Origin of the sequence: Pseudomonas bharatica CSV86 (assembly GCF_000319305.2) — a bacterium.
Classification (GTDB): domain Bacteria; phylum Pseudomonadota; class Gammaproteobacteria; order Pseudomonadales; family Pseudomonadaceae; genus Aquipseudomonas; species Aquipseudomonas bharatica.
Window position 1 is genome coordinate 985,317 of the sequence record NZ_AMWJ02000001.1, and the last position, 22,140, is coordinate 1,007,456.

Annotated in this window: 16 protein-coding genes and 1 pseudogene; 8 read left to right on the plus strand and 9 right to left on the minus strand. The window is 66.1% G+C overall.

From position 1 onward, the window contains the following. Positions 1-9 precede the first annotated feature (9 nt). From CSV86_RS04425 to CSV86_RS04460, 8 genes are all read left to right on the plus strand, one after another. Positions 10-270, plus strand: coding sequence for a YeaC family protein (locus CSV86_RS04425; RefSeq protein ID WP_009403136.1), 261 nt, complete (start codon positions 10-12; stop codon positions 268-270). Continuing rightward, on the plus strand, positions 267-1,097 hold the full coding sequence (locus CSV86_RS04430; protein WP_037061386.1) for a DUF2797 domain-containing protein: 831 nt from the start codon (positions 267-269) through the stop codon (positions 1,095-1,097). The genes CSV86_RS04425 and CSV86_RS04430 overlap by 4 nt, the downstream gene beginning before the upstream one ends. Positions 1,098-1,125: 28 nt before the next feature. After that, positions 1,126-3,783 (plus strand): aminopeptidase N, encoded by a 2,658-nt coding sequence (pepN, locus tag CSV86_RS04435; RefSeq protein ID WP_009403138.1) that lies wholly within the window; start codon positions 1,126-1,128, stop codon positions 3,781-3,783. Positions 3,784-4,072: 289 nt separating this feature from the next. Beyond that, complete coding sequence (locus CSV86_RS04440) at positions 4,073-5,122, plus strand: WD40/YVTN/BNR-like repeat-containing protein (protein ID WP_080604786.1); 1,050 nt, start codon at positions 4,073-4,075, stop codon at positions 5,120-5,122. Positions 5,123-5,142: 20 nt separating this feature from the next. Further along, positions 5,143-7,518, plus strand: a complete 2,376-nt coding sequence (locus CSV86_RS04445) for an efflux RND transporter permease subunit (protein WP_009403140.1) — start codon at positions 5,143-5,145, stop codon at positions 7,516-7,518. Positions 7,519-7,625: 107 nt separating this feature from the next. Next, on the plus strand, positions 7,626-7,919 hold the full coding sequence (locus CSV86_RS04450; RefSeq protein ID WP_009403141.1) for a DUF5629 family protein: 294 nt from the start codon (positions 7,626-7,628) through the stop codon (positions 7,917-7,919). After that, entirely contained in the window at positions 7,885-8,994 is a 1,110-nt protein-coding gene (locus CSV86_RS04455; RefSeq protein WP_037061390.1) for a lactonase family protein, read from the plus strand. Before CSV86_RS04450 ends, CSV86_RS04455 begins: the two co-directional genes overlap by 35 nt. Before the next feature lie 117 nt (positions 8,995-9,111). Further along, positions 9,112-9,291 (plus strand): hypothetical protein, encoded by a 180-nt coding sequence (locus CSV86_RS04460; RefSeq protein WP_009403143.1) that lies wholly within the window; start codon positions 9,112-9,114, stop codon positions 9,289-9,291. 243 nt (positions 9,292-9,534) lie between these two features. Here CSV86_RS04460 and CSV86_RS04465 read toward each other — a convergent pair whose 3' ends face one another. From CSV86_RS04465 to CSV86_RS04505, 9 genes and pseudogenes are all read right to left on the minus strand, one after another. Next, positions 9,535-10,116 carry a glutathione S-transferase gene (locus CSV86_RS04465; protein ID WP_009403144.1) on the minus strand — a complete coding sequence of 194 codons (582 nt, stop codon included), beginning with the start codon at positions 10,114-10,116 and terminating at the stop codon, positions 9,535-9,537. After that, a complete protein-coding gene (locus CSV86_RS04470; protein WP_009403145.1) occupies positions 10,113-13,760 on the minus strand; it encodes an AAA family ATPase in 3,648 nt (1,215 codons plus the stop codon). The genes CSV86_RS04465 and CSV86_RS04470 overlap by 4 nt, the downstream gene beginning before the upstream one ends. Continuing rightward, the gene (locus CSV86_RS04475; protein ID WP_009403146.1) at positions 13,757-14,998 is read right to left on the minus strand and encodes an exonuclease SbcCD subunit D C-terminal domain-containing protein; all 1,242 of its coding nucleotides are present in this window, start codon (positions 14,996-14,998) and stop codon (positions 13,757-13,759) included. The genes CSV86_RS04470 and CSV86_RS04475 overlap by 4 nt, the downstream gene beginning before the upstream one ends. Before the next feature lie 271 nt (positions 14,999-15,269). Further along, a complete protein-coding gene (locus tag CSV86_RS04480; protein WP_009403147.1) occupies positions 15,270-16,886 on the minus strand; it encodes a BatD family protein in 1,617 nt (538 codons plus the stop codon). Continuing rightward, positions 16,883-18,606: pseudogene (locus tag CSV86_RS04485) on the minus strand (vWA domain-containing protein). Before CSV86_RS04485 ends, CSV86_RS04480 begins: the two are co-directional and overlap by 4 nt. After that, positions 18,603-19,691 carry a vWA domain-containing protein gene (locus CSV86_RS04490; protein WP_009403149.1) on the minus strand — a complete coding sequence of 363 codons (1,089 nt, stop codon included), beginning with the start codon at positions 19,689-19,691 and terminating at the stop codon, positions 18,603-18,605. Before CSV86_RS04490 ends, CSV86_RS04485 begins: the two are co-directional and overlap by 4 nt. Next, the gene (locus tag CSV86_RS04495; RefSeq protein WP_009403150.1) at positions 19,684-20,178 is read right to left on the minus strand and encodes a DUF4381 domain-containing protein; all 495 of its coding nucleotides are present in this window, start codon (positions 20,176-20,178) and stop codon (positions 19,684-19,686) included. Before CSV86_RS04495 ends, CSV86_RS04490 begins: the two co-directional genes overlap by 8 nt. Further along, positions 20,175-21,119 carry a DUF58 domain-containing protein gene (locus CSV86_RS04500; RefSeq protein ID WP_009403151.1) on the minus strand — a complete coding sequence of 315 codons (945 nt, stop codon included), beginning with the start codon at positions 21,117-21,119 and terminating at the stop codon, positions 20,175-20,177. Before CSV86_RS04500 ends, CSV86_RS04495 begins: the two co-directional genes overlap by 4 nt. Before the next feature lie 4 nt (positions 21,120-21,123). Further along, positions 21,124-22,077: an AAA family ATPase gene (locus tag CSV86_RS04505; RefSeq protein ID WP_170394689.1), complete on the minus strand. Its 954-nt coding sequence runs from the start codon at positions 22,075-22,077 to the stop codon at positions 21,124-21,126. Positions 22,078-22,140 lie beyond the last annotated feature (63 nt).

Sequence of the window (22,140 nt, forward strand, 5' to 3'; positions counted from 1 at the left end):
GGAGACGCTATGTCCACTTTTGCGCAAATGATCGAAAACATCACCCCGGAAATCTACCAGAGCCTCAAGCTCGCCGTGGAAATCGGCAAATGGGCCGATGGCCGCAAGCTCACCGCCGAGCAGCGCGAGCTGTCGCTGCAGGCGGTGATCGCCTGGGAGATGCAGAACCTTCCGGAAGACCAGCGCACCGGCTACATGGGCCCGCAGGAGTGCGCTTCGAAGTCCATCAGCGTGCCGAACATCCTGTTCAAGTCGGATGCGATCCATTGATCGAACTCGGCCGTGGTTCCATTCGCAAGATGGCCGTGCGTCTCGAGACGCCGGTCGTGCAATACGCCTTCCGCCTGGATGAACTGGAAGTACCGGTCAACCCGCTGATCGGCCAGACCGTGCGCCTCGAATACCTGGGCGCCATCCATTGCAGCCACTGCGGCAAGCGCACCAAGACCAGCTTCAGCCAGGGCTACTGCTACCCCTGCATGACCAAACTCGCCCAGTGCGACCTGTGCATCATGAGCCCCGAGCGCTGCCATTACGACGCCGGCACCTGCCGCGAGCCGTCCTGGGGCGAGCAGTTCTGCATGACCGACCACGTGGTCTACCTGGCCAACTCCTCGGGGATCAAGGTCGGCATCACCCGCGCCAGCCAGTTGCCGACCCGCTGGCTCGACCAGGGCGCCAGCCAGGCCCTGCCGATCCTGCGGGTCGCCACCCGCCAGCAGTCCGGCCTGGTGGAAGACCTGCTGCGCAGCCAGGTGCCCGACCGCACCAACTGGCGCACGCTGCTCAAGGGCGACGCCGAGGCGCTGGACCTGGTGGCCGTGCGCGACCAGTTGTTCGACAGCTGCGCCGATGGCATCCGCGGTTTGCAGGAGCGCTTCGGCCTGCAGGCGATCCAGCCGCTGGTCGATGCCGAGGTCCTGGAGATTCGCTACCCGGTCGAGGCCTATCCGGGCAAGATCGTCAGCTTCAACCTGGACAAGAACCCGGTGGCCGAAGGCACGCTGCTGGGGATCAAGGGCCAGTACCTGATCTTCGACACCGGCGTGATCAACATTCGCAAGTACACGGCCTACCAGTTGGCCGTGCATCAGTAAGCCGTGAATCAGTAAAAAGGACCGCCACATGCGCACCGAACAGCCGCAAGTGATCTACCTCAAGGACTATCAGGCGCCCGAGTACCTGATCGACGAAACCCACCTGACCTTCGAGCTGTTCGAGGACCACAGCCTGGTCCACGCGCAGCTGGTCATGCGCCGCAACCCGGCGCGTGGCGCCGGCCTGCCGCCGCTGGTGCTGGACGGCCAGCAGCTCGAACTGCTGAGCATCGCCCTCGACGACCAGGTCCTGGCGGCGGGCGACTACCAGCTCGACGACAGCCACCTGACCCTGCAACCGAAAAGCGAGCGCTTCACCCTCGACACCAGCGTGCGCATCCATCCGGAAAGCAACACCGCGCTGGAAGGCCTGTACAAGTCCGGCGGCATGTTCTGCACCCAGTGCGAGGCCGAGGGCTTCCGCAAGATCACCTACTACCTCGACCGCCCGGACGTGATGAGCGCGTTCACCACCACGGTGATCGCCGAACAGCACCGCTACCCGGTCTTGCTGTCCAACGGCAACCCGGTGGGCAGCGGCCCGCAGGAAGATGGCCGGCACTGGGCGACCTGGGAAGATCCGTTCAAGAAGCCTGCCTACCTGTTCGCCCTGGTGGCCGGCGACCTGTGGTGCGTGGAAGACAAGTTCACCCGCCAGTCCGGTCGCGACGTGACCCTGCGCATCTATGTCGAGCCGGAAAACATCGACAAGTGCCAGCACGCCATGACCAGCCTGAAGAAGTCCATGCGCTGGGACGAAGAGGTCTACGGCCGCGAGTACGACCTGGACATCTTCATGATCGTCGCGGTCAACGACTTCAACATGGGCGCCATGGAAAACAAGGGCCTGAACATCTTCAACTCCAGCTGCGTGCTGGCCCGCGCCGAAACCGCCACCGACGCCGCGCACCAGCGGGTCGAGGCGGTGGTGGCCCACGAATACTTCCACAACTGGTCGGGCAACCGCGTGACCTGCCGCGACTGGTTCCAGTTGTCGCTCAAGGAAGGCTTCACCGTGTTCCGCGATGCCGAATTCAGCGCCGACGTGAACTCGCGTACGGTCAAGCGCATCGAGGACGTCGCCTACCTGCGTACCCACCAGTTCGCCGAGGATGCCGGGCCGATGGCCCACGCGGTGCGGCCGGACAGCTTCATCGAGATCTCCAACTTCTACACCCTGACCGTCTACGAGAAGGGCTCGGAAGTGGTGCGCATGGTCCGTACCCTGCTCGGCGCCGAGGGCTTCCGCAAGGGCAGCGACCTGTACTTCGAACGGCATGACGGCCAGGCGGTAACCTGCGACGACTTCATCAAGGCCATGGAAGACGCCAACGGCGTCGACCTGACCCAGTTCAAGCGCTGGTACAGCCAGGCCGGCACGCCGCGCCTGGCGGTCAGCGAGTCGTGGGATGGCGCTGCCGGTACCTACAGCCTGACCTTCCGCCAGAGCTGCCCGCAAACCCCGGACAAGGTCGAGAAGCTGCCGTTCGTGATCCCGGTCGAACTGGGCCTGCTCGACGCCCAGGGCAACGACCTGCCGCTGCGCCTGCAAGGCGAAGACGCTGCCGTTGGCACCAGCCGCGTGCTCTCGGTGATCGAGGCCGAGCAGACCTTCATCTTCGTCGATATCGCGGCCAAACCGCTGCCGTCGCTGCTGCGCGGTTTCAGTGCACCGGTCAAGCTGTCGTTCCCCTACGACCGCGACCAGCTGATGTTCCTCATGCAGCACGACACCGATGGCTTCAACCGTTGGGAAGCCGGCCAGCAACTCTCGGTGCAGGTGCTGCAGGAACTGATCGGCCAGCAGCAGAAGGGCCAGACCCTGGTGCTGGACCAGCGATTGGTCAGCGCCCTGGACAGCGTGCTGGGCAACGACAGCCTGGACCAGGCCATGGTCGCCGAGATGCTCTCGCTGCCGAGCGAGGCCTACCTCACCGAGATCAGCGAAGTGGCGGATGTCGATGCCATCCACGCCGCCCGCGAGTTCGCCCGCAGGCAACTGGCGGAGCAACTGTTCGACAAGCTGCTGGCGCGCTACCAGGCCAACCGCGAGATTTCGCGCAACACCGCCTACGTGGCCGAGGCCGAGCACTTCGCCCGGCGCAGCCTGCAGAACATCGTGCTGTCCTACCTGATGCTCAGCGGCAAGCCCGAAGTGCTGGCGGCGACGCTGGAACAGTTCGACGCCTGCGACAACATGACCGAACGCCTGACCGCCCTGGCGGTGCTGGTCAACTCGCCATTCGAGGCCGAGCGGGCCAAGGCGCTGGAAGCCTTCGCCGAGCACTTCAAGGACAACCCGCTGGTCATGGACCAATGGTTCAGTGTCCAGGCCGCCAGCACCCTGCCGGGCGGGCTGGCGCGGGTCCGCAAGCTTATGGAGCATCCGGCGTTCACGATGAAGAACCCGAACAAGGTGCGTGCCCTGATCGGTGCCTTCGCCGGGCAGAACCTGGTCAACTTCCACGCGGCGGACGGCTCGGGTTATCGCTTCCTGGCGGATATCGTCATCGAGCTCAACGCCCTCAACCCGCAGATTGCCTCGCGGCAACTGGCGCCGCTGACCCGCTGGCGCAAGTACGACGCCGCGCGCCAGGCCCTGATGAAGGGCGAGCTGCAACGGATCCGCGATTCGGGGCAGTTGTCCAGTGATGTGTTCGAAGTGGTGAGCAAGAGCCTCGCCTGATCCAAAAGCCCGGTCGTCAGACCGGGCCCTATCGCTGGCAAGCCAGCTCCCACAGGGTCCGCGGTGCATGCGATCCTGTGGGAGCTGGCTTGCCAGCGATAGGGCCATCAGCCACACCATCAAATTTCCCGCCTGTCTCCCGGCGATAACAAAAGATAACGTCTCGTTCGTTGTCAGCCCTTCGCAATCCCCCTTAGGATGGCCATCAGCTATTGCAGGGCTCTGGAACACGCTTTTCGCAGTACCTGCATCTGGATTCACCCACATAACAAGAACCGGGGACAGATCGATGACCGAGCCTCTTCTAGCGCAGCAGCACGCAACGGTGCGAGCTCGACCATGGGCATTGGCAGCCGGCATGGCCGTGCTGCTGGCCATGGGCTTCCAGGCAGACAGGGTCGAGGCCGCAGCCTCGCCGGAGGCGGAAGTCTGGTCCACGCTTTCCGCCAAGTCCGACAAAGGCCTTTTGCTGGACGTGACCCGCGCCGGCGCGCGACTGGTGATGGTCGGCGAACGCGGTCATATCCTTTTCTCCGACGACCAGGGCAAAACCTGGACCCAGGCCAAGGTGCCGACCCGCCAGTTGCTCACCGCCGTCACCTTCGTCGATGACAAGCATGGCTGGGCCGTCGGCCATGACGCGCAGATCCTCGCCAGCAGCGACGGCGGCGCGACCTGGAGCAAGCAATACGAAGACCTTTCCCGCGAGGCGCCGCTGCTCGACGTATGGTTCGAGAACCCGCAGCACGGCCTGGCCATCGGTGCCTATGGCGCCATGCTCGAAACCACCGATGGCGGCCAGAACTGGCAAGACGTCGGCGACCGCCTGGACAACCCCGACGGCCTGCACCTGAACGGCATCGCCCGGGTCAAGGACGCCGGCCTGGTCATCGTCGGCGAACAGGGCAGCCTGTACCGTTCCAGCGATGACGGCCAGACCTGGGAAAAGCTCGAAAGCCCCTATGAAGGCTCGTTCTTCGGCGTGATCGGCACCGCCCAGGCCAATACCCTGCTGGCCTATGGCCTGCGCGCCAACCTGTACCGTTCCACCGATTTCGGCAGTACCTGGCAGCCGATCAGCTTGCAGGCTGCCCGCGGTCCGCTTCAATTCGGCCTGGCAAGCGCTACGCTTCTCGATGATGGCAGTCTGGTATTGGTGGGCAATGGCGGCACCGTCCTGCGCAGCAGCGACGATGGCCAGACCTTCAGCGTCTTCAACCGTCCCGACCGCCTGGCCCTGGCTGGAGCCAGCGGCCTGTCCGACGGCAATCTGATCCTGGTGGGGCAGGGTGGCGCGCACTATGCCACCGCCACCGGTGCCGAGAGGGCGCAACCATGACCGTTCGGGAGTCGTTCAGCATGAATCAGCACCATCAGGACAAGCCGACCACCCTCGAGCGCCTGATTTTCAACAACCGCCCGGCAGTGATCGCCATCTGCCTGCTGGTAAGCGTGTTCCTGTTCTGGCAGGCCACGCTGATCCGCCCGTCCACCAGTTTCGAAAAGATGATCCCGCTGGAGCACCCGTTCATCCAGAACATGCTCGAGCACCGCAATGACCTGGCAAACCTCGGCAACACCGTGCGCATCTCGGTCGAAGCGGTCAACGGCGATATCTTCGACAAGGACTACATGGAAACGCTGCGGCAGATCCATGACGAGGTCTTCTACATTCCCGGCGTCGATCGCTCCGGGCTCAAGTCGCTGTGGAGCCCGGCGGTGCGCTGGACCGAAGTGACCGAGGAAGGCTTCTCCGGCGGCGAGGTGATCCCCAACACCTACGACGGCTCGCCGCAGAGCCTCGATACCCTGCGTGACAACGTGCTCAAGTCCGGGCAGATCGGCCGCCTGGTGGCGAACAACTTCAAGTCCAGCATCGTCGATGTGCCGCTGCAGGAGTCCTACCCGGACCCGCAGGACCCGGGCAAGCAGATCAAGCTCGACTACCAGCAGTTCTCCCACCAGTTGGAAGAGAAGATCCGCGACAAGTACCAGGCGCAGAACCCCAACGTTAAGATCCATATCGTCGGCTTCGCCAAGAAGGTCGGCGACCTGATCGACGGGCTGATGATGGTGGTGGGCTTCTTCGGCATCGCCTTCGTTATCACCTGGGTCCTGCTGTACTGGTTCACCTGGTGCATCCGCAGCACCATCGCGGTGCTGATCACCACGCTGGTGGCGGTGGTCTGGCAGCTCGGCCTGATGCATGTGGTGGGCTTCGGTATCGATCCGTACTCGATGCTGGTGCCGTTCCTGATCTTCGCCATCGGCATTTCCCACGGGGTGCAGAAGATCAACGGCATCGCCCTGCAATCCAGCGATGCCGATAACGCCCTGACTGCCGCGCGACGGACCTTCCGCCAGCTATTCCTGCCGGGGATGATCGCCATCCTGGCCGACGCCGTGGGCTTCATCACCCTGCTGATCATCGATATCGGGGTGATCCGCGAGCTGGCCATCGGGGCATCCATCGGTGTGGCGGTGATCGTCTTCACCAACCTGATCCTGCTGCCGGTAGCGATTTCCTATGTCGGCATCAGCAAGAAGGCCATCGAGCGCAGCAAGAAGGACGCGACCCGCGAGCACCCGTTCTGGCGCCTGCTGTCGTCTTTCGCCAGCGCCAGGGTAGCGCCGGTGTCCATCGTCCTGGCCCTGCTGGCCTTCGGCGGCGGCCTCTGGTACAGCCAGAACCTGAAGATCGGCGACCTCGACCAGGGCGCCCCGGAGTTGCGTCCGGATTCGCGCTACAACAACGACAACGCCTTCATCATCGACAACTACTCGACCAGTTCCGACGTGCTGGTGGTGATGGTCAAGACCCCGACCGAAGGCTGCTCGGTGTACGGCACCATGGCGCCGATCGACGAGCTGATGTGGACCATGGAGAACACCCCCGGCGTGCAGTCGGCGATTTCCCTGGTGACCGTGTCCAAGCAGATGATCAAGGGCATGAACGAGGGCAACCTGAAATGGGAAAGCCTTTCGCGCAACCCTGAAGTGCTGAACTCCTCGGTGTCCCGTGCCGACGGCCTGTACAACGGTGACTGCTCGCTGGCGCCTGTGCTGGTGTTCCTCAACGACCACAAGGCGGAAACCCTGGATGGCGTGGTCAAGGCGGTCAAGGCCTTTGCCGACGAGCACAACCGCGAGGGCCTGGAATTCCTCCTGGCGGCGGGCAATGCCGGGATCGAGGCGGCTACCAACGACGTCATCAAGTCGGCCGAGCTGACCATCCTGGTACTGGTGTACATCTGCGTGGCCGTGATGTGCATGATCACCTTCCGTTCCTTCGCCGCGACCCTGTGCATCGTCCTGCCGCTGGTGCTGACCTCGGTGCTGGGCAACGCACTGATGGCCTTCATGGGCATCGGCGTCAAGGTCGCCACCTTGCCGGTGGTGGCGCTGGGCGTGGGCATCGGCGTGGACTACGGGATCTACATCTACAGCCGCCTGGAAAGCTTCCTGCGTGCCGGCCTGCCGCTGCAGGAAGCCTATTACCAGACCTTGCGCTCCACCGGTAAGGCCGTGCTGTTCACCGGCCTGTGCCTGGCCATCGGCGTGTGCACCTGGATCTTCTCGGCCATCAAGTTCCAGGCCGACATGGGCCTGATGCTGACCTTCATGCTCCTGTGGAACATGTTCGGTGCCCTGTGGCTGCTGCCGGCCCTGGCGCGTTTCCTGATCAAGCCGGAGAAACTTGCCGGGCAGAAGGGCAGCTCGATCTTCGCCCACTGACCGATCACTGGAAGGAACCTCACCGGGGGCCAGACGTCACAACGTCTGGCCCCCGGTGCATTTGGGCTATCATTTGCGCCTTTTCCCCAGACCATGGCTGCCATCCGATGACCACCCTTGCCAATGCCCTGCAATCCTGCGACATGCTGCTGATCGACGGCCTGCATTGTTTCGACTTCGTCCACGACGACAGCGGCCTGCGTGCCGAGTGCATGGATGGCCGTGCGCTCAAGCGCTGGGTGTTCACCCCGGCGCAGGTCGCGGCGGCTCGCGCCGAGGGCGGCGACTGGCTGATCGACAGCGACAGCGGCGAACACCGCCTGGTGTGCATGGGTGCCCTGCGGGCCCCGGAGGATGATGAAGACGATGAAGAAGACAGTCATGAGCCTGCTGCTCGCTAGTGGCCTGGGAATGACGGCGCACGCTCATGAATTGCTGGTCGGCAGTTACACCGACGGCGCCAGCCAGGGCATTTACCGCTACCGTTTCAGCGATGGCCGCATCGAGGCCGCGCCGCTGCAGGTCATGGCAACAGGCAATCCGTCGTGGCTGACCCTCTCTGCCGACGGGCGCCGACTGTTCGCGGTCAACGAGGCGGCGGCGGGGCAGGTGTCGGCGTTCAGCCTGGATGCCGGGCATGTGCTGACAGCCCTGAACCAGGTCGGCAGCGACGGTGCCGAGCCGACCCATAGCAGCCTGAGCCGGGACGGGCGTTTCCTGTTCGTCGCCAACTATGGCGGTTCCAATGCCGAAGGCGGCAGCCTCAGCGTGCTGCCGGTACACGCCGACGGCAGGCTCGACCAGCCGTTGCAGCACCTGCGGCATGCCGCCAGCAAGGTCGATCCCGAGCGCCAGGCCACGCCCCATGTGCATTCGGTGGTGTCGTCGCCGGACGGGCGTTTCGTCTTCGCCAGTGATCTGGGCGCGGACAAGGTCTTCGCCTACCGCTACGAACCAGAGCAGGCAGAACCGCTCCAGGCCCTGGGCGCGGTAGCCTTGCCGCCCGGCAGCGGCCCGCGGCACCTGCTGTTCAGCGCCGATGGCCGGCATGCCTGGCTGACCCTGGAGATGGGCGCGGCGGTAGCGTTATTCGATCACCAGGACGGGCACCTGACCCTGCGCGGCACCCACCCCCTTACCGACAATACTGATCCCGCGGTCAGGGCCGGCGGCGCCCTGCATGCTTCGGCGGACGGGCGCTTTCTCTACGTCAGCAATCGCGGCACGGCCAACGAACTGGTGGTGTTCGCCATCGATCCGCTCGATGGTGGGCTGAGCCTGGTGCAGCGGCGTTCGGTGGAAGGGGATCACCCGCGGGAATTCGCCCTCGATCCGCAGCAGGGTTTCGTTTTGGTCACCAACCAGAAGAGCAATGAAATCGTGGTGATCCGCCGCGATCCGGCAACCGGGCTGCTGGGCGACGTGGTGCAGAGGTTTGCCCAGCCGGCGCCGTCGGACGTGAAGTTCCTCGACTGACTATCGACGGCCTCGATAATCGTTAGTGCCGCAATGAATTTTTCCCGGAAGGCCCCGGGGCGTAGTTTTGAACCAAGCCAGACGGCTTCTCAACTCAACGACTCCGAGGCCAGACCGATGAACTTCAATCTCTTTCCCGTAATCGCCGCATCCGCCATTTCCGCGTCCGTTGTGCAGGCTGCCAATGCCCATGTCGAGATCAGCCAGCGCAAGGCCGCGACGCCCAGCTATACCAGCGAGTACCTGCGCCAGAGTGCCAACTTCTATGCGGCGCTGGATCACAAGGCTTCGCACTGAATTTTGTGTTGCTCTTCAGGGCCTCATCGCTGGCAAGCCAGCTCCCACAAGGTCCGGCTGTGCCCACAATACCTGTGGGAGCTGGCTTGCCAGCGATGAGGCCCTCAAGATCACCTGGTATTGTGGGCACCGCCGGACCCTGTGGGAGCTGGCTTGCCAGCGATGAGGCCCTCAAGATCACCTGGTATTGTGGGTACCGCCGACCCTGTGGGAGCTGGCTTGCCAGCGATGAGGCCCTGAGGATCACCTGGCCATGATCGCCTTGAACAGCTCCGATTCCAGCCAGCCCTGCAACCAGGCCCTGAGCCTCGGGTAGGGCGCCTCGGCGAACCATTGTGGTTCGACCCCGGCGAACTGGCGGATAAACGGCAGCAAGGCGGCATCGGCCAGGCTCGGGTGGTCGGCGAGCAGGTAAGGCTGCTCGCCGAGCAGCCCTTCCAGGTCCGCCAGGATCACTTCCGCCTGCTGCCGATAATGCTCCCGGGAGTGCTCCGGGTAGCGCTCGGCATATTTGTAGTGGTTCAGGTGAAGCTTGAACGCGTTGTCATTGCGCGCGATCAGCGCATCGATCCGCGGATCGCCATCGAGTCGCCAATCCTGCGGATCATGCTGCGCCAGCGCCCAGCGCATGATATCCAGGCTTTCCTCCAGCACCCGTCCCTCGACGCTGAGCACCGGCACCGTGCCCTTGGGCGACAGCGCCAGCATCTGCGCCGGCTTGGCCTTCAGGCTGACTTCCTCGATCTGCACCGGCACCCCGGCGTAGCGCAGCGCCAGGCGTGCGCGCATGGCGTAGGGGCAGCGGCGGAACGAATAGAGGATCATCCCGCCACCTCAAGATGGCTCAGGCCATTGCCCTGGCGGCGTACCTGGATCTGCACGCCGATCCGTTCATGCATCTCCTGCACGTGGGAAATCACACCGACCTTGCGCCCCTGGGCCTGCAGGCCGTCGAGGGCGTCCATGGCCAGTTGCAGGGATTCGGGATCGAGGCTGCCGAAGCCTTCGTCGATGAACAGCGATTCGATACGCAGGGTGCTGGACGCCATCGACGCCAGGCCCAGCGCCAACGCCAAGGAAACCAGGAAGGTTTCGCCACCGGACAGCGAATGCACCGAGCGCAGTTCGTCGCCCATCTCGGTGTCCAGTACCAGCAGGCCGAGCTGGCTGCCGCCGCGCTTGAGGCGGTAGCGCTTCACCAGCTGGCGCAGTTGCTGGTTGGCATGGTGCACCAGCAGGTCGAGGTTGTAGCTCTGGGCGATCTTGCGGAAGGTGTCGCCGCTGGACGAACCGATCAGGTCGCTCAGTCGCGCCCAGCGCTGCCATTCCTCGCGGGCCCGGGCGATGCGCTCGGCCAGGCTCTGGCTGGCCTGCTGGCGGCGTTGGTCCTCGGCTTGCTGTGCGCGTAGCTCGGCGCACTGGTGCTCTTGCTGGTCGAGTTGCTGCTGGCTGGCAAGCAGGGTCTGGTCCAGCTCTTCGACGCTTTGTTCGGTGAGCTGCTGCTTCTGGTGCTGTTGCAGGCGCTCGTCACGTTCCTGGAGACGCACGCTGCATTGCTCGACGGCTTTCTCGTCCGACTGCAGGCGCTGGCGCAAAAGCGCGACCTGTTCGTCGTCCATGCCGAGCAGGGCGTCGAGGCCCTGTTCGTCCAGTTCGGGATGGGCCTGGCGCCACTGGTCGATGGCGGCGTCCAGTTGCTGGCGTTCCTGGTCCAGCGCCTGGTGCTGCTCTTCGCGGGCCTTGAGTTCGCTGGCCAGGGCGGCGGCCTGGGTGCGGGCATCCTGCATCTGCTGGGCCAGGCCCGCCTCGCTGGCGCGGGCCTGTTCCACCGCCTGTTCCAAGGCGCGCTGCCAGTGATCGGCGTCGGCATGCTCGCCGATCAGCGCGGTCAGGGCCTGGCGTGCCTGTTGCTGCTGGGTTTCCAGCGCGGACAGTTGCTGGCTGCGCTGCTCCAGCGCCTGCTGGCGTTCGTGCTGCTTGGCCTCGAGGCTTTCCCGCTGCTTGAGGCGTTCGGCCAGTTCCTGCTGCTCGTCCTTTTGCTGGTCAAGCAGTTGCAGGCGGTCGCTGAGTTGCTGGTCGAGGCGGAGGAAGGTTTCCGACGGGGTTTCCCGCAGGGCCGCGAAGACGTCTGCGGGCAGCAGGGTCTCGAACTGCGCCAGGTCCTGATCCAGGCGCTGCTGGTCGGCATTCAGGCCGTCCTGCTGCTGGTTCAGTTGCAGGGTGGCCTGGCGGTGGGCTTCGTTGGCGTCTTGCAGCTGCTGCTGAAGACGGGCGGCGTCCTGTTGCAGGGTCAGCAGGGTCTGCTGGCGCTGCTGGTCGCGCTCGATATCGTCGTTGAGGCGTCGCAGTTGCAGGTCCAGCCAGGGGCTGCGGGCGGTGCTGTCGTGCTCGGACAGTTGCGGCCACAGGGCCTGGGCCTGCAGGTCCGCGTCCAGGGCCTGGAGCTGGTTGTTCAGCTCTTCCTGCTGAACCACGGAGTCCTTGAGCTGGAGGTTGATGCCGCCCACTTCGACGCGCAGGTCTTCGAGCTTGCGGGACAGGTCGTCGACCACCTTCTGCGCGGCGGCTTCCTCGCTTTCGTCATGGCGGGCGAGGTTTTCCAACAGGGCTTCCGGCTGGTGATAGGGGTGCTCCAGGCTGCCGCAGACCGGGCAGGGCTGGTCGTCCTGCAACTGCGTGCGCAGTTCCTCGACGCTGGCATTGCGCGCCAGGCGCTGGCGTTCCAGCAACTGGCGGGTCAGGGTCAGGGCCTTTTGCGCTTGCTCCAGTTCCTGCTTGCCCTGCAGGCCGGTGGCGATCAGTTGCTGGCGCTGCTGCTGGGCCGTGGTCTGGCGCTCACGCAGGGCATTCAGGCGCTGTTCGATTTCCTGCTGGCGGCTCCACAGCCGGGCGAGTTCTTCGAAGCCGCGTTGCAGCTTGCGGTTGTCCTGCAACAGGGTGCCGAGCAGGGCGATCTGTTCGGCGAGGGCTTGCGGCTCGGCGGCACTTTCCTGGAACAACAGATCCAGCGACTGGCGCAGCTGCGCGCATTCCTGTGCCCGGGCCTCGGCGGCCTGGCGCAGGGCCGGCAGCTCGTCGCGACCCTTGCCCAGGCGGTTGGCGGTGAGCATTACCTGCTGCAATTGCCCGCGATAGGCATTCCAGGCGCTGCCAAGGTCGGCAAGGCCGGCAGTCTGCTCAAGCCGGGCGGCGATGCTGGCGAGACTCTGCTCGTGGCGCTGCTGGTGCTCGACCAGGGTGTCGAGCTGGTTGCGGCCTTCACTGAAGGCGTGTTGCGCCTGTTGGCCCTGCTCGCGTTCACGGGCCAGGTCCTGCTCCAGGCGGGTCAGGTTGTGCTGGATCTCGAAGGCCTGGCGCAGGTTCGGGGCGCTCTCGCTCTGCACGGCAAGGGCCTGCGCCAGCGCCTCCTTGGCGCCGCCGAGTTCCTGCTCCAGGCGCAGTTGGCGCTCGCCCAGTTCCGCCTGTTGCCGGCGTTGCTGATCCAGCGCGGCGGCCAACGGGGCGAGCTGGTTGAGTACCTCCTGGCGACGGGCGAACTGGTGACGCTGCGGCGCCAGTTGTTCCAGGCGCTTCAGGTCCAGGCGTTCGGCGGCCAGGGCGTCCCACTCCTGGCGGGCGCTGGCAAGGGCCTGGGCGGCGGCTTGCTGCTGGTCCTGCAGGGCCAGCAGCTCGTTGAGCCAGGCACGTTGCTGTTCGAGCTGGCGCAACTGGCCCTGTCCGGCCTTGAGGGCTTGCTGGGCCTCGGCCAGGCGCTGGTCGAGCGCCGCGCGTTCTTCTTCGCTCATTGGCAGCACGCCGCTGGCTTCATGCTCCAGCGACCTGTAGACCTCGGCAGCGTCCCGGGCCTTGATGAAGGCACGCTGGCCGAGCTGGGTATAGATCGCCGTGTTGGTGAGCTTTTCCAGCAGCTCGCTGCGTTCCTTGTCGTCGGCCTTGAGGAAGGCGCTGAACTCGCTCTGCGCCAGCATCACCGCACGGGTGAACTGGGCGAAGTTGAGGCCCAGGCGCGACTCGATCAGTTGTTCGTATTCGCGCTTGCTCTGGTTGCTCAGCAGTTGCTGGCTGTCCAGGTCATGCAGGCTCTGGCGGCTGCCCTGCAGTTTGCCGGTGGCCTTGTCGCGGGCGCGGTTGGCTTCCCAGCGGGCGCGGTAGCGGCGGCCGTCGATGCCGACGAAATCCACCTCGGCGAAGCAACTGCCGGTACCGCGACGCAGCAGGGTGCGCGGGTCGTTGGTGAGGATTTCGCCGTCGGCATCGGGCACCTTGGTTTCGCGGCCGATGTTTTCCAGGCGCGGCACCGAGCCGAACAGGGCCAGGCACAGCGCATCGAGCAGGGTACTCTTGCCGGCGCCGGTCGGCCCGGTGATGGCGAACAGGCCGGCACTGGCCAGGGGTTCGGCGGTGAAATTGATTTCGAAAGGCCCGGCCAGGGAGGCCAGGTTCTTCAGGCGGATGGCGAGGATCTTCATGGCTGTTCCTCCTGCTGCTGGACTTCCTGCAACAGCAGGGCGAAATCGGCCAGGGTGCTGTCATCGGCGGCGCTGCCGTAGGCCTGTTCCCAGGCGCGGGCGAACAGGTCCTGGGGGCGCAACTGGCCCAGTTCCACCAGGCGCTCTTCTTCCTTGCCATCGGCGCCGATGCGCCCGGCGTATTCGGCGCTGATCCGCACCAGGCGCACGGCCTTGCCTTGCAGGGCGGTTTCCAGCTGCTGGCGCAGGTCGGGTTGCGGTTCATCCAGTTGCACCCGAACTTCCAGCCAGGGCTGGCGGTGCGGGTCGTCGAGCAGATCGACCACCGGCAACTCGGCGAGCTGTTCGAGAATCTCCGCCAGCGGCGCCGGCCCGATCCGCTGCAGCGCCACGGCGCGCGGCACGCTGCGGCTTTCGACGCTGACCAGCTTGTTGCCCTTGAGCTCCACTTCGAGGATCTGGTGCGGGTATTTGATTTCCGAGAACGACAGCGGCAACGGCGAGCCGCTGTAGCGTATGCGCTCCTCGCCATTGACCTTCTGCGGCTTGTGCAGGTGGCCGAGGGCGACATAGGCGATGTCCGCCCCGAACAGGCTGGCGGGCAGGGCCTCGGCGTTGCCGATGATCAGGCTGCGCTCGGAGTCCTCGGACACCGAGCCGCCGGCCATATGGGCGTGGCTGATAGCGATCAGCGCCTGCTTCGGCTGGCGCCGCTCCAAGGCCGCGGCGATCAGTTTCTCGTGGACCTGGCCAATGCCACGCAAGTAATCCTCGCCCAGGTGCGGGCCGGTGACTTCGGCCGGGCGCAGGAAGGGCAGGGCCAGGCACCAGGCCTCGACCTTGCCCTTGGCGTTGGTCAGCGGCACCAGCAGGCGCTCGCTGTCGAGCTGGCCTTCGTCGAGCCACTGCACGCGGCCCAGGGCATGGGTGCGCAGGCTGCGCATCAGCGGGCCGGGCAGTTCGATGCGCGAACCGGAATCGTGGTTGCCGGCGATCATCACGATGGTCAGGGCTGGTTGTTGCTCGTGGGCCTTGACGATGAAGTTGTACAACTGTTCCTGGGCCTTCACCGGCGGGTTCACGGTATCGAAGATGTCGCCTGCGATCAGCAGGGCATCGGGGCTGCGCAGCTTCAGCTGGCCGAGCAGCCAGTCGAGGAAGCAGGCATGTTCGAAATCGCGCTCCTGGCCGTGCAGGGTTTGCCCCAGATGCCAGTCGGAGGTGTGAAACAGACGCATGGATAGTCCTGTGACGGGGGCAGGATGGAAAACCGGTAATGGTACCTGAAATATGTGGTGTGCTTGCGGGCCTCATCGCTGGCAAGCCAGCTCCCACAGGGTCCGCGGTGCATGCGATCCCTGTGGGAGCTGGCTTGCCAGCGATGAGGCCCTCAAGAACAACATAAAACTATTGGAATAAATCATCTGCAGGCCCTCATTCCGGGACCGCCGGCGCCGACCCTGTGGGAGCTGGCTTGCCAGCGATGAGGCCCTGAAGAACAACAGAAAACTATTTGGGATAAAGCGGCGGCAAGCTGCCGTTCTCGCCCTGGGGCGGCTGGGGCTGTTCGGCGGCAGGAATGGTACTGATCGCCTTCCACAGGTCCTCGCCTTGCCAATACTGCCCGGCCTCGCTGTACAGCGCGCTGTTCAGCCCGTCCAGGGCATCGGACAAGGGCACGAAGCGCGCGGCCATGTCGGCCAGGGTCTGCGGTTGCTGGCGTGCCCAGGCATCGAGGGCCTGGCGGGTGGCCTGGGGGTCGTTGGCCAGGCAGGCGCGCTTGAGGTCGTCGAGCAGGGTCCGCGGGCTGGGACCGGCCTGGATCACCCGGGCCACTGCCGGCTGCGAGCGCGCCCGCCACCACAGGGCGAAGCCGGCCAGGGTGGTCAGGGCGAGGATCAGTGTGCTCAGTTGCCATGGCCAGAGCAGGCGGCTGCCCTGGTCCGCCGTCAGGCCCGGGGTTTCGGTCAGCGCCGGGTTGTCCTGCACCTTGAGGCTGCGCGCCGGCAGGCTGCTGTGTTCCAGATGGTCTTCGCGGGTGTTCCACCACGTCACTTCCAGGGCCGGCAGCTCCAGGTTGCCGCTGTGGGTCGGAACCAGCGCCTCGCGCTCTTCGCGGCTGCCGATCAGGCCGCGCTCGTCGATCTGGTTGCGCAGTTGCGGCTGGTCCGGGTAACGGCGCAGGCCGGCGATTTCGCTGACCGGCAAGGGCGTGAGCTGGGTACTGGACAGCCCCTCGGCCTTGAGCAAAACGCTGCGGGTCAGGGAGTCACCGATCTGGATCGGACTCTGCGCCGGGTCCGGGCTCCAGTGTTCTTCCAGGGTCAGGCTGCGTGCCGGCAGCCAGGGCGTGCCGGCCGGGTAGCTGGGCGGAATCGGCCGGACCTGCAACGGCAGCTCCCGCGAGGCCACCCGCACCTGGGTATTGCCGGCGGCATTCGGGCTGTCGCTGTCAGCCCCGGCGCTGGTGGCGCTGAAGGTCAGCGAGGGGACGGTCACGGCACCGCTCTGCTGTGGGTACAGGGCGTAGCGCATCTCGATCACGCCGTGGCGGATGCCGTTGATCAGCTTTTCATAGGTGCGCGATTCGCCCAGCGGCTCGATCTTCACCCCTTCCATTTGCAACGGGCTGAGGCTGCTGTCGTCGTACAGCGATACCGAGTGGTAAATGCGCAGGGTCAGCACGGCCTGGGCCTGCACGTAGACGCTGGCCTGGTCGAGGCTGGCTTCGATGAAGACCGGGGCGAGGAGGGTCGCCGGGGTGTCTTCGGCCGCCTGCACCTGCAACTGGATCGGCGCGCTGTGCAGTTCGCCCAGGCTCAGCGCGGGGATTTCCAGGGTGCCGGCACGGCGCGGCATCAGGGTCACCACCCAGCGCGTGGTGGCTTCGTTCTGCCCGTCGAGGGTATTGAGGCTGTTGAGCTGGCGGGTGCCGCGCACCTCGAAATCCGCTTGCAGCGGCGTCAGGTCCGGCTTGCCGAACTGGGTGACATCGCGGATTTCCAGGGTCAGCTCCAGGGTTTCGGCGGTGCTCAACTGGCTGCGGTCGACACTGGCGGCCAGCTCCTGGGCCTGGGCCTGCAGGGCGAAGAAAAGACAGAAGACGAAGGCGCAGACGCGGCTCATCGATGGGTTTCCTGAAGTTGTTGCTGTTCGTACCAGAATTTGCGTCGCAGCAGTTGCGATGGATTGTCCGGAATCTGCCGCAGCCATTGCTCCAGGGCCTGGCGCTGCTCGGCGTCAAGCGTATTGCCGGTAGGGCGCTGGGGCGGCCGGGTGGTGGACTCGTCGTCATCGCCGGCGGGGTTCTGCGGCGCCTGTACGGCCCCGGATCCTGCTGCTCCTGGGGTTCTTCGCCGGGTTGTGCGGTTTCCTGCTCGCTGCTGCTCTGCTGTGGGTTGTCGCTGCTTTCGCCGGGCAGCGGCTGGGCGTTCGGCTGCTCCTGCGGTGCTTGCGGCTCTTCGGCGGGCGGGGTCTGTTCCTGCTCGCGCTGTTCCAGCAGTTGCTCGACCAGGGCCTTGTTGGTCAACGCCGGTTGCAGGTCGGGCTGGCGCTCCAGTGCCTGCTCGTAGGCATCCACCGCCGCTTCCAGCTCGCCGCCGAGGGCCAGGGCATTGCCGCGGTTGTAATGGCCGGCGGCGCTGTCGTCGAGGGCGAACTGGCGTGCGGCCGCGGCGTAGTCGCCGGCCTGGTACAGGGCCCAGCCTTTCCATTGCGGGTCCTGGAAGTGCCTGGCCGCTTCCGCCGGGCGCTGCCGTTCCAGCAGATGCTGGCCCTGTTGGTCGGGGCGGCGCCACAGCTCGTTGAATTCGAAGGCATAGGAGGGTTGCGGCAGGCACAGCAGCAGCGGCAGGCAGAACAACCAGCCGCGTCGCCCGGCACAGGCGGCCAGCAGCAACAGCGGCAGGAGCAGCCAGTAGCCCTGGTCGGCCCAGGTATCCAGTTGCACGGTCTGGCCATCGCTGCTCAGCGCCCGGGGCTGGTCGAACAGGCCCAGGCCGCGCAGGTCGAGGTCGTCGATGCGGGCATGCCGGTAGCGGCCGCCGAGCTGGCTGACGAAGGGCTTGAGGCTGCCGCTGTCCAGCCGCGGCACCAGGATCGCGCCGTCGGCATCCTTGAGGAATTCGCCGCTGGCCTGCCGCACCGGCGCCCCTTCGGCGCTGCCGATGCCGAGCATCAGCAGCGGCGGCCCGTTGCGCCCCAGGGCCTGGACGATGCCCTGGCGTTCCGCGTCGGTCAGCGACGAGGCAATCAGTAACAGACGGCCCTGGCCCAGGCCCGCCTGGGAGAGCAGCGCCAGGGCCTTGCCCATGGCCAGGTCGGCGCGCTGCCCGGCCAGCGGCATGATCCCCGGCTCCAGGGCTTCGAGCAGGTTGCGGCTGGTGCCGAGGTCGTCCGACAGCGGCACCAGGGTATGCGCACTGCCGGCGTAGACGACGATCGCGGTCTGGCTGTCGCGGCGGTGTTCGAGCAGGTCGAGGATCTTGCGCCGGGCCTGTTCCAGGCGGGTGGGCGGGGTGTCCTCGGCGAGCATTTCCGGGGTCAGTTCGAGCAGGATCACCAGCGGGTCGGCGGGGCGCTGGCGGGTTTCTTCCAGGCGCTCCCAGCTTGGCCCGAGCAAGGCCAGCACGCCGAGCATCCAGGCCAGGCCGAGGGCGATCCACGGCAGCTTGCTGTCGTGGCCGCTGCCACCACCGAGCAGCACGCCATGGAACGCCGGCGGCAGGATCATCTGCCAGCGCCCGGCGCGCTTCTGCCGGTGCCAGAGTTTCCACAGCAGCCAGCCGAGCAGCGGCAGGGCCAGCAGCCACAACGGGCGCATGAAGTGCGGCCAGAGTTCGCTCATCGACGCCTCCGCAGACGCAGGCGCTTGAGCCGCTGGCGCCATTCCGGGTGCGGCTGGAGGAAGTCCGGGCGGCGCAGCAGGCGCTGGAGCAGCCGTTGCAGCAGGTGGTCGGGCCAGCGTTCGCGGATCACCAGGGCCAGGCTCAACAGCATCGCCCCGGCCAGCGGCCAGGCATACAGGGCTTCGGCGGTACGCGCCTGGGTGGGTTGCTGCTCGACCGGTTCGAGCAGGTCGAGGGTGTCGCCGATGCTTTTCAGCTCGGCACCGTCGCGGGCGCGGAAATACTCGCCATGGGTGATCTGGGCGATCTCGCGCAGCGAGGCTTCGTCGAGGTCCAGGCTCGGGTTCAGGCCGATCTGCCCGGCCGTGCCGCTTTCCTCGGCACTGGCGCCGATGCCGATGGTGTAGATGCGGATGCTTTCCTGGGCGGCCAGGCGCGCAGCGGTGAGCGGGTGGATCTGCCCGCCGTTGTTGGCGCCGTCGGTCACCAGGATCAGCACCCGGCTGTCGGTCGGGCGCGCGCGCAGGCGCTTGACCGCCAGGCCGATGGCGTCGCCGATGGCGGTGTTCTTGCCGGCAATGCCGACCTGGGCGTCGTCGAGGAAATTGCGCACGGTGCGCCGGTCGAAGGTCAGCGGCGCCTGCAGGTAGGCCTGGCTGCCGAACAGGATCAGGCCGACGCGGTCGCCTTCGCGCTGCTGGAGGAAATCACCGAGCAGGTCCTTGACCAACGATAGGCGGCTGACCTCTTCGCCGTCCCAGCTCATGTCCGGGTAATCCATGGAGCCGGAGACGTCCACCGCCACCAGCAGGTCGCGGCCGCTGGCGGCCACCGGCAAGGGTTCGCCCAGCCACTGCGGGCGGGCCGCGGCGCACAGCAGCAGAAGCCAGACCAGCACGAAGGGCGCCTGCTGGCGCAGGGTCGGCAGGTTCAGGCGCGCGCGGCGGCCGGCCAGGCCTTCCAGTTCATCGAGGAAGCTGACCTTGAGCACCGGCTCGCCGCTGTCGGCCGCCGGCAGCAGCAGGCGCGCCAGCCAGGGCAGCGGCAACAGGGCGAAGACCCACGGCCAGGCCAGTTCAAACATGCTTGCGGATCCAGGTTTCGACCGCCTGGTTGAGGCCGGCGATGGCCTTGTCGTCGAGGCGGCATTCGGGCTTGTAGGTGCCTTCCACCAGCACCATCCAGCGGGTCAGCCCGGCAGCCGGGCAGCGGTTGTCGAGGAAGGCCAGCCATTGGCGACCGTTGAGGGTATGGCTGTGGCTATCCGGGTAGTGGTTGCGGCACAGGCGCTTGAGCAGGGCGTTGATCTGCTGCAGCCAGGCGCCGGCATGGGCGCCGTCGTAGGGCTTGGGCAATTGCGCCAGTTCGGCCAGGGCGGCGATGCGGATCGGGTCCAGCGGCTGTTCGGCACGCGGTACCCTGGCCTTGCGCGGCCGCCAGTGACGCAGGCGCCACAGGCCCCAGCCGAGCAACGGCACGAGCAGCAGCAAGGCCCACCAGCCCGGCGCTGGCGGCCAGGCGCTGACAGGGGGCGGGGCGATCAGCGGTTGCAGTTGCGCCAGTGGGTTCATCGCGGTTTGCCTGCCCGTTGTGGGTCCAGGTATTCGCGCAGTTGCTCGATCATTTCGCTCTGGGTGCTCAAGGGCATCAATACCACCCGCAGCTTTTGCGCGAGCATTTCCCAGCGCTCGATACGCGCCTCGCTCTGCTGGCGATAGCTCTGGCGCAGGTTGCTGTCGAGGGTATCGAGTTCCAGTTGCGCGCCGCGCTGGGCGAAGCGCAGCAGGCCGGCGGCGGGCAGGGCGTGGTCGAGAGGGTCGGACAACGGCAGCAGGAGCAGGTCGCAATGCCGCGACAGCAGGCTGAGTTGCTGTTCGACGCCCGGATTCAGGGCGCGCTCGTCGCACAGGATGATCGCCAGGCTGCCCGGGCGCAGCACCTCGCGGGCGCGACGCAGTGCGGTACCGAGGTTGTCGCCCTGGGGCACCGCCTCGGTGTGCAGCGACTGGTTGACCCGGGCCAGGCGGTTGAGCAGTTGCAGCAGGCTCTGCTTGCTGCGCCGGGGCTTGATTTCGTGGTGCTCGTTGTCGCCGAACACCAGCCCGCCGATACGGTCGTTATGGCCCAGGGCAGCCCAGCCGAACAGGGCTGCGGCCTGTGCGGCGAGCACCGACTTGAACATCAGCCCGGAGCCGAAGAACAGCCGCCGGCTCTGCTCGACCATGATGAAGATCGGCCGCTCGCGCTCCTCGTGGAACAGCTTGGTGTGCGGCTCCTGGGTGCGCGCGGTCACCCGCCAGTCGATATTGCGCACGTCGTCGCCGGCCTGGTACACCCGCACCTGGTCGAAATCCACGCCACGCCCGCGCAGCCGCGAATGGTGCAGGCCGACCAGCGGGCTGCGCTGGCCGGGGGCGGAAAACAGGCGGACCTCGCGCACCCGATGGCGCATCTCGATCAGCTCGCTGAGGCCGATGCGGATGCCGGGGGCGGCCAACAGTTGACTGGGCATGGGCTCAGGCAACGGCGACGACGTCGAGGATGCGCTGGATCACCCGGTCCTGGTCGATCCCGGCGGCCTCGGCCTCGAACGACAGGATGATGCGGTGGCGCAGCACGTCGAACAGCACCGCCTGGATATCCTCGGGGCTGACGAAATCGCGCCCGGCCAGCCAGGCATGGGCGCGCGCGCAGCGGTCCAGGGCGATGGACCCGCGCGGGCTGGCGCCGTAGGCGATCCAGTCGCCCAGCTCGGCGTCGTACTTGGCGCCGTTGCGCGTGGCCATGACCAGTTGCACCAGGTATTCCTCCACTGCATCGGCCATGTACAGGCCAAGGATCTCCTTGCGCGCGGCGAAGATCGCCTGCTGGCTGACCCGGCGCTCGGGCTTGGTCTCGCCGTTCAGCGCTTCGCCGCGGGCCTGCGACAGGATGCGTCGCTCCACCGCTGCATCGGGGAAGCCGATCTTCACGTGCATCAGGAAACGGTCGAGCTGGGCTTCCGGCAGGGGATAGGTGCCTTCCTGCTCGATCGGGTTCTGCGTGGCCATCACCAGGAACAGCGGCGACAGCTCGTAGGTGCTGCGGCCCACGCTGACCTGGCGCTCGGCCATGGCTTCGAGCAGGGCCGACTGGACCTTGGCCGGGGCGCGGTTGATCTCGTCGGCCAGCACCAGGTTATGGAAGATCGGCCCTTGCTGGAACACGAAGCTGCCGGTTTCCGGGCGATAGATCTCGGTGCCGGTGATATCGGCCGGCAGCAGGTCGGGGGTGAACTGGATGCGATGGAACTGCGCCTCGATACCGTCGGCCAGTTCCTTGATGGCCTTGGTCTTGGCCAGCCCGGGGGCGCCTTCGACCAGCATATGGCCGTCGGCCAGGAGCACGATCAGCAGACGCTCGACGAGTTTTTCCTGGCCGAGGATCTGGGTGGAAAGAAAGGGGTATCCGGAATTTCTGGTTGATAAAATGCCAAAGATGTAAAGAAGAAAATCTTTCTCAGCGGATTATCTGATTGATCCTCTTCAGCCTAC

Coding starts and splice junctions, on each gene's coding strand:
- CSV86_RS04465 (WP_009403144.1), bottom strand. CDS start 10,116: ATGATCCTCTATTCGTTCCGCCGCTGCCCCTACGCCATGCGCGCACGC.
- CSV86_RS04455 (WP_037061390.1), top strand. CDS start 7,885: ATGAAGAAGACAGTCATGAGCCTGCTGCTCGCTAGTGGCCTGGGAATG.
- CSV86_RS04470 (WP_009403145.1), bottom strand. CDS start 13,760: ATGAAGATCCTCGCCATCCGCCTGAAGAACCTGGCCTCCCTGGCCGGG.
- CSV86_RS04475 (WP_009403146.1), bottom strand. CDS start 14,998: ATGCGTCTGTTTCACACCTCCGACTGGCATCTGGGGCAAACCCTGCAC.
- CSV86_RS04495 (WP_009403150.1), bottom strand. CDS start 20,178: ATGAACCCACTGGCGCAACTGCAACCGCTGATCGCCCCGCCCCCTGTC.
- CSV86_RS04480 (WP_009403147.1), bottom strand. CDS start 16,886: ATGAGCCGCGTCTGCGCCTTCGTCTTCTGTCTTTTCTTCGCCCTGCAG.
- CSV86_RS04460 (WP_009403143.1), top strand. CDS start 9,112: ATGAACTTCAATCTCTTTCCCGTAATCGCCGCATCCGCCATTTCCGCG.
- pepN (WP_009403138.1), top strand. CDS start 1,126: ATGCGCACCGAACAGCCGCAAGTGATCTACCTCAAGGACTATCAGGCG.
- CSV86_RS04490 (WP_009403149.1), bottom strand. CDS start 19,691: ATGTTTGAACTGGCCTGGCCGTGGGTCTTCGCCCTGTTGCCGCTGCCC.
- CSV86_RS04450 (WP_009403141.1), top strand. CDS start 7,626: ATGACCACCCTTGCCAATGCCCTGCAATCCTGCGACATGCTGCTGATC.
- CSV86_RS04445 (WP_009403140.1), top strand. CDS start 5,143: ATGAATCAGCACCATCAGGACAAGCCGACCACCCTCGAGCGCCTGATT.
- CSV86_RS04425 (WP_009403136.1), top strand. CDS start 10: ATGTCCACTTTTGCGCAAATGATCGAAAACATCACCCCGGAAATCTAC.
- CSV86_RS04500 (WP_009403151.1), bottom strand. CDS start 21,119: ATGCCCAGTCAACTGTTGGCCGCCCCCGGCATCCGCATCGGCCTCAGC.
- CSV86_RS04440 (WP_080604786.1), top strand. CDS start 4,073: ATGACCGAGCCTCTTCTAGCGCAGCAGCACGCAACGGTGCGAGCTCGA.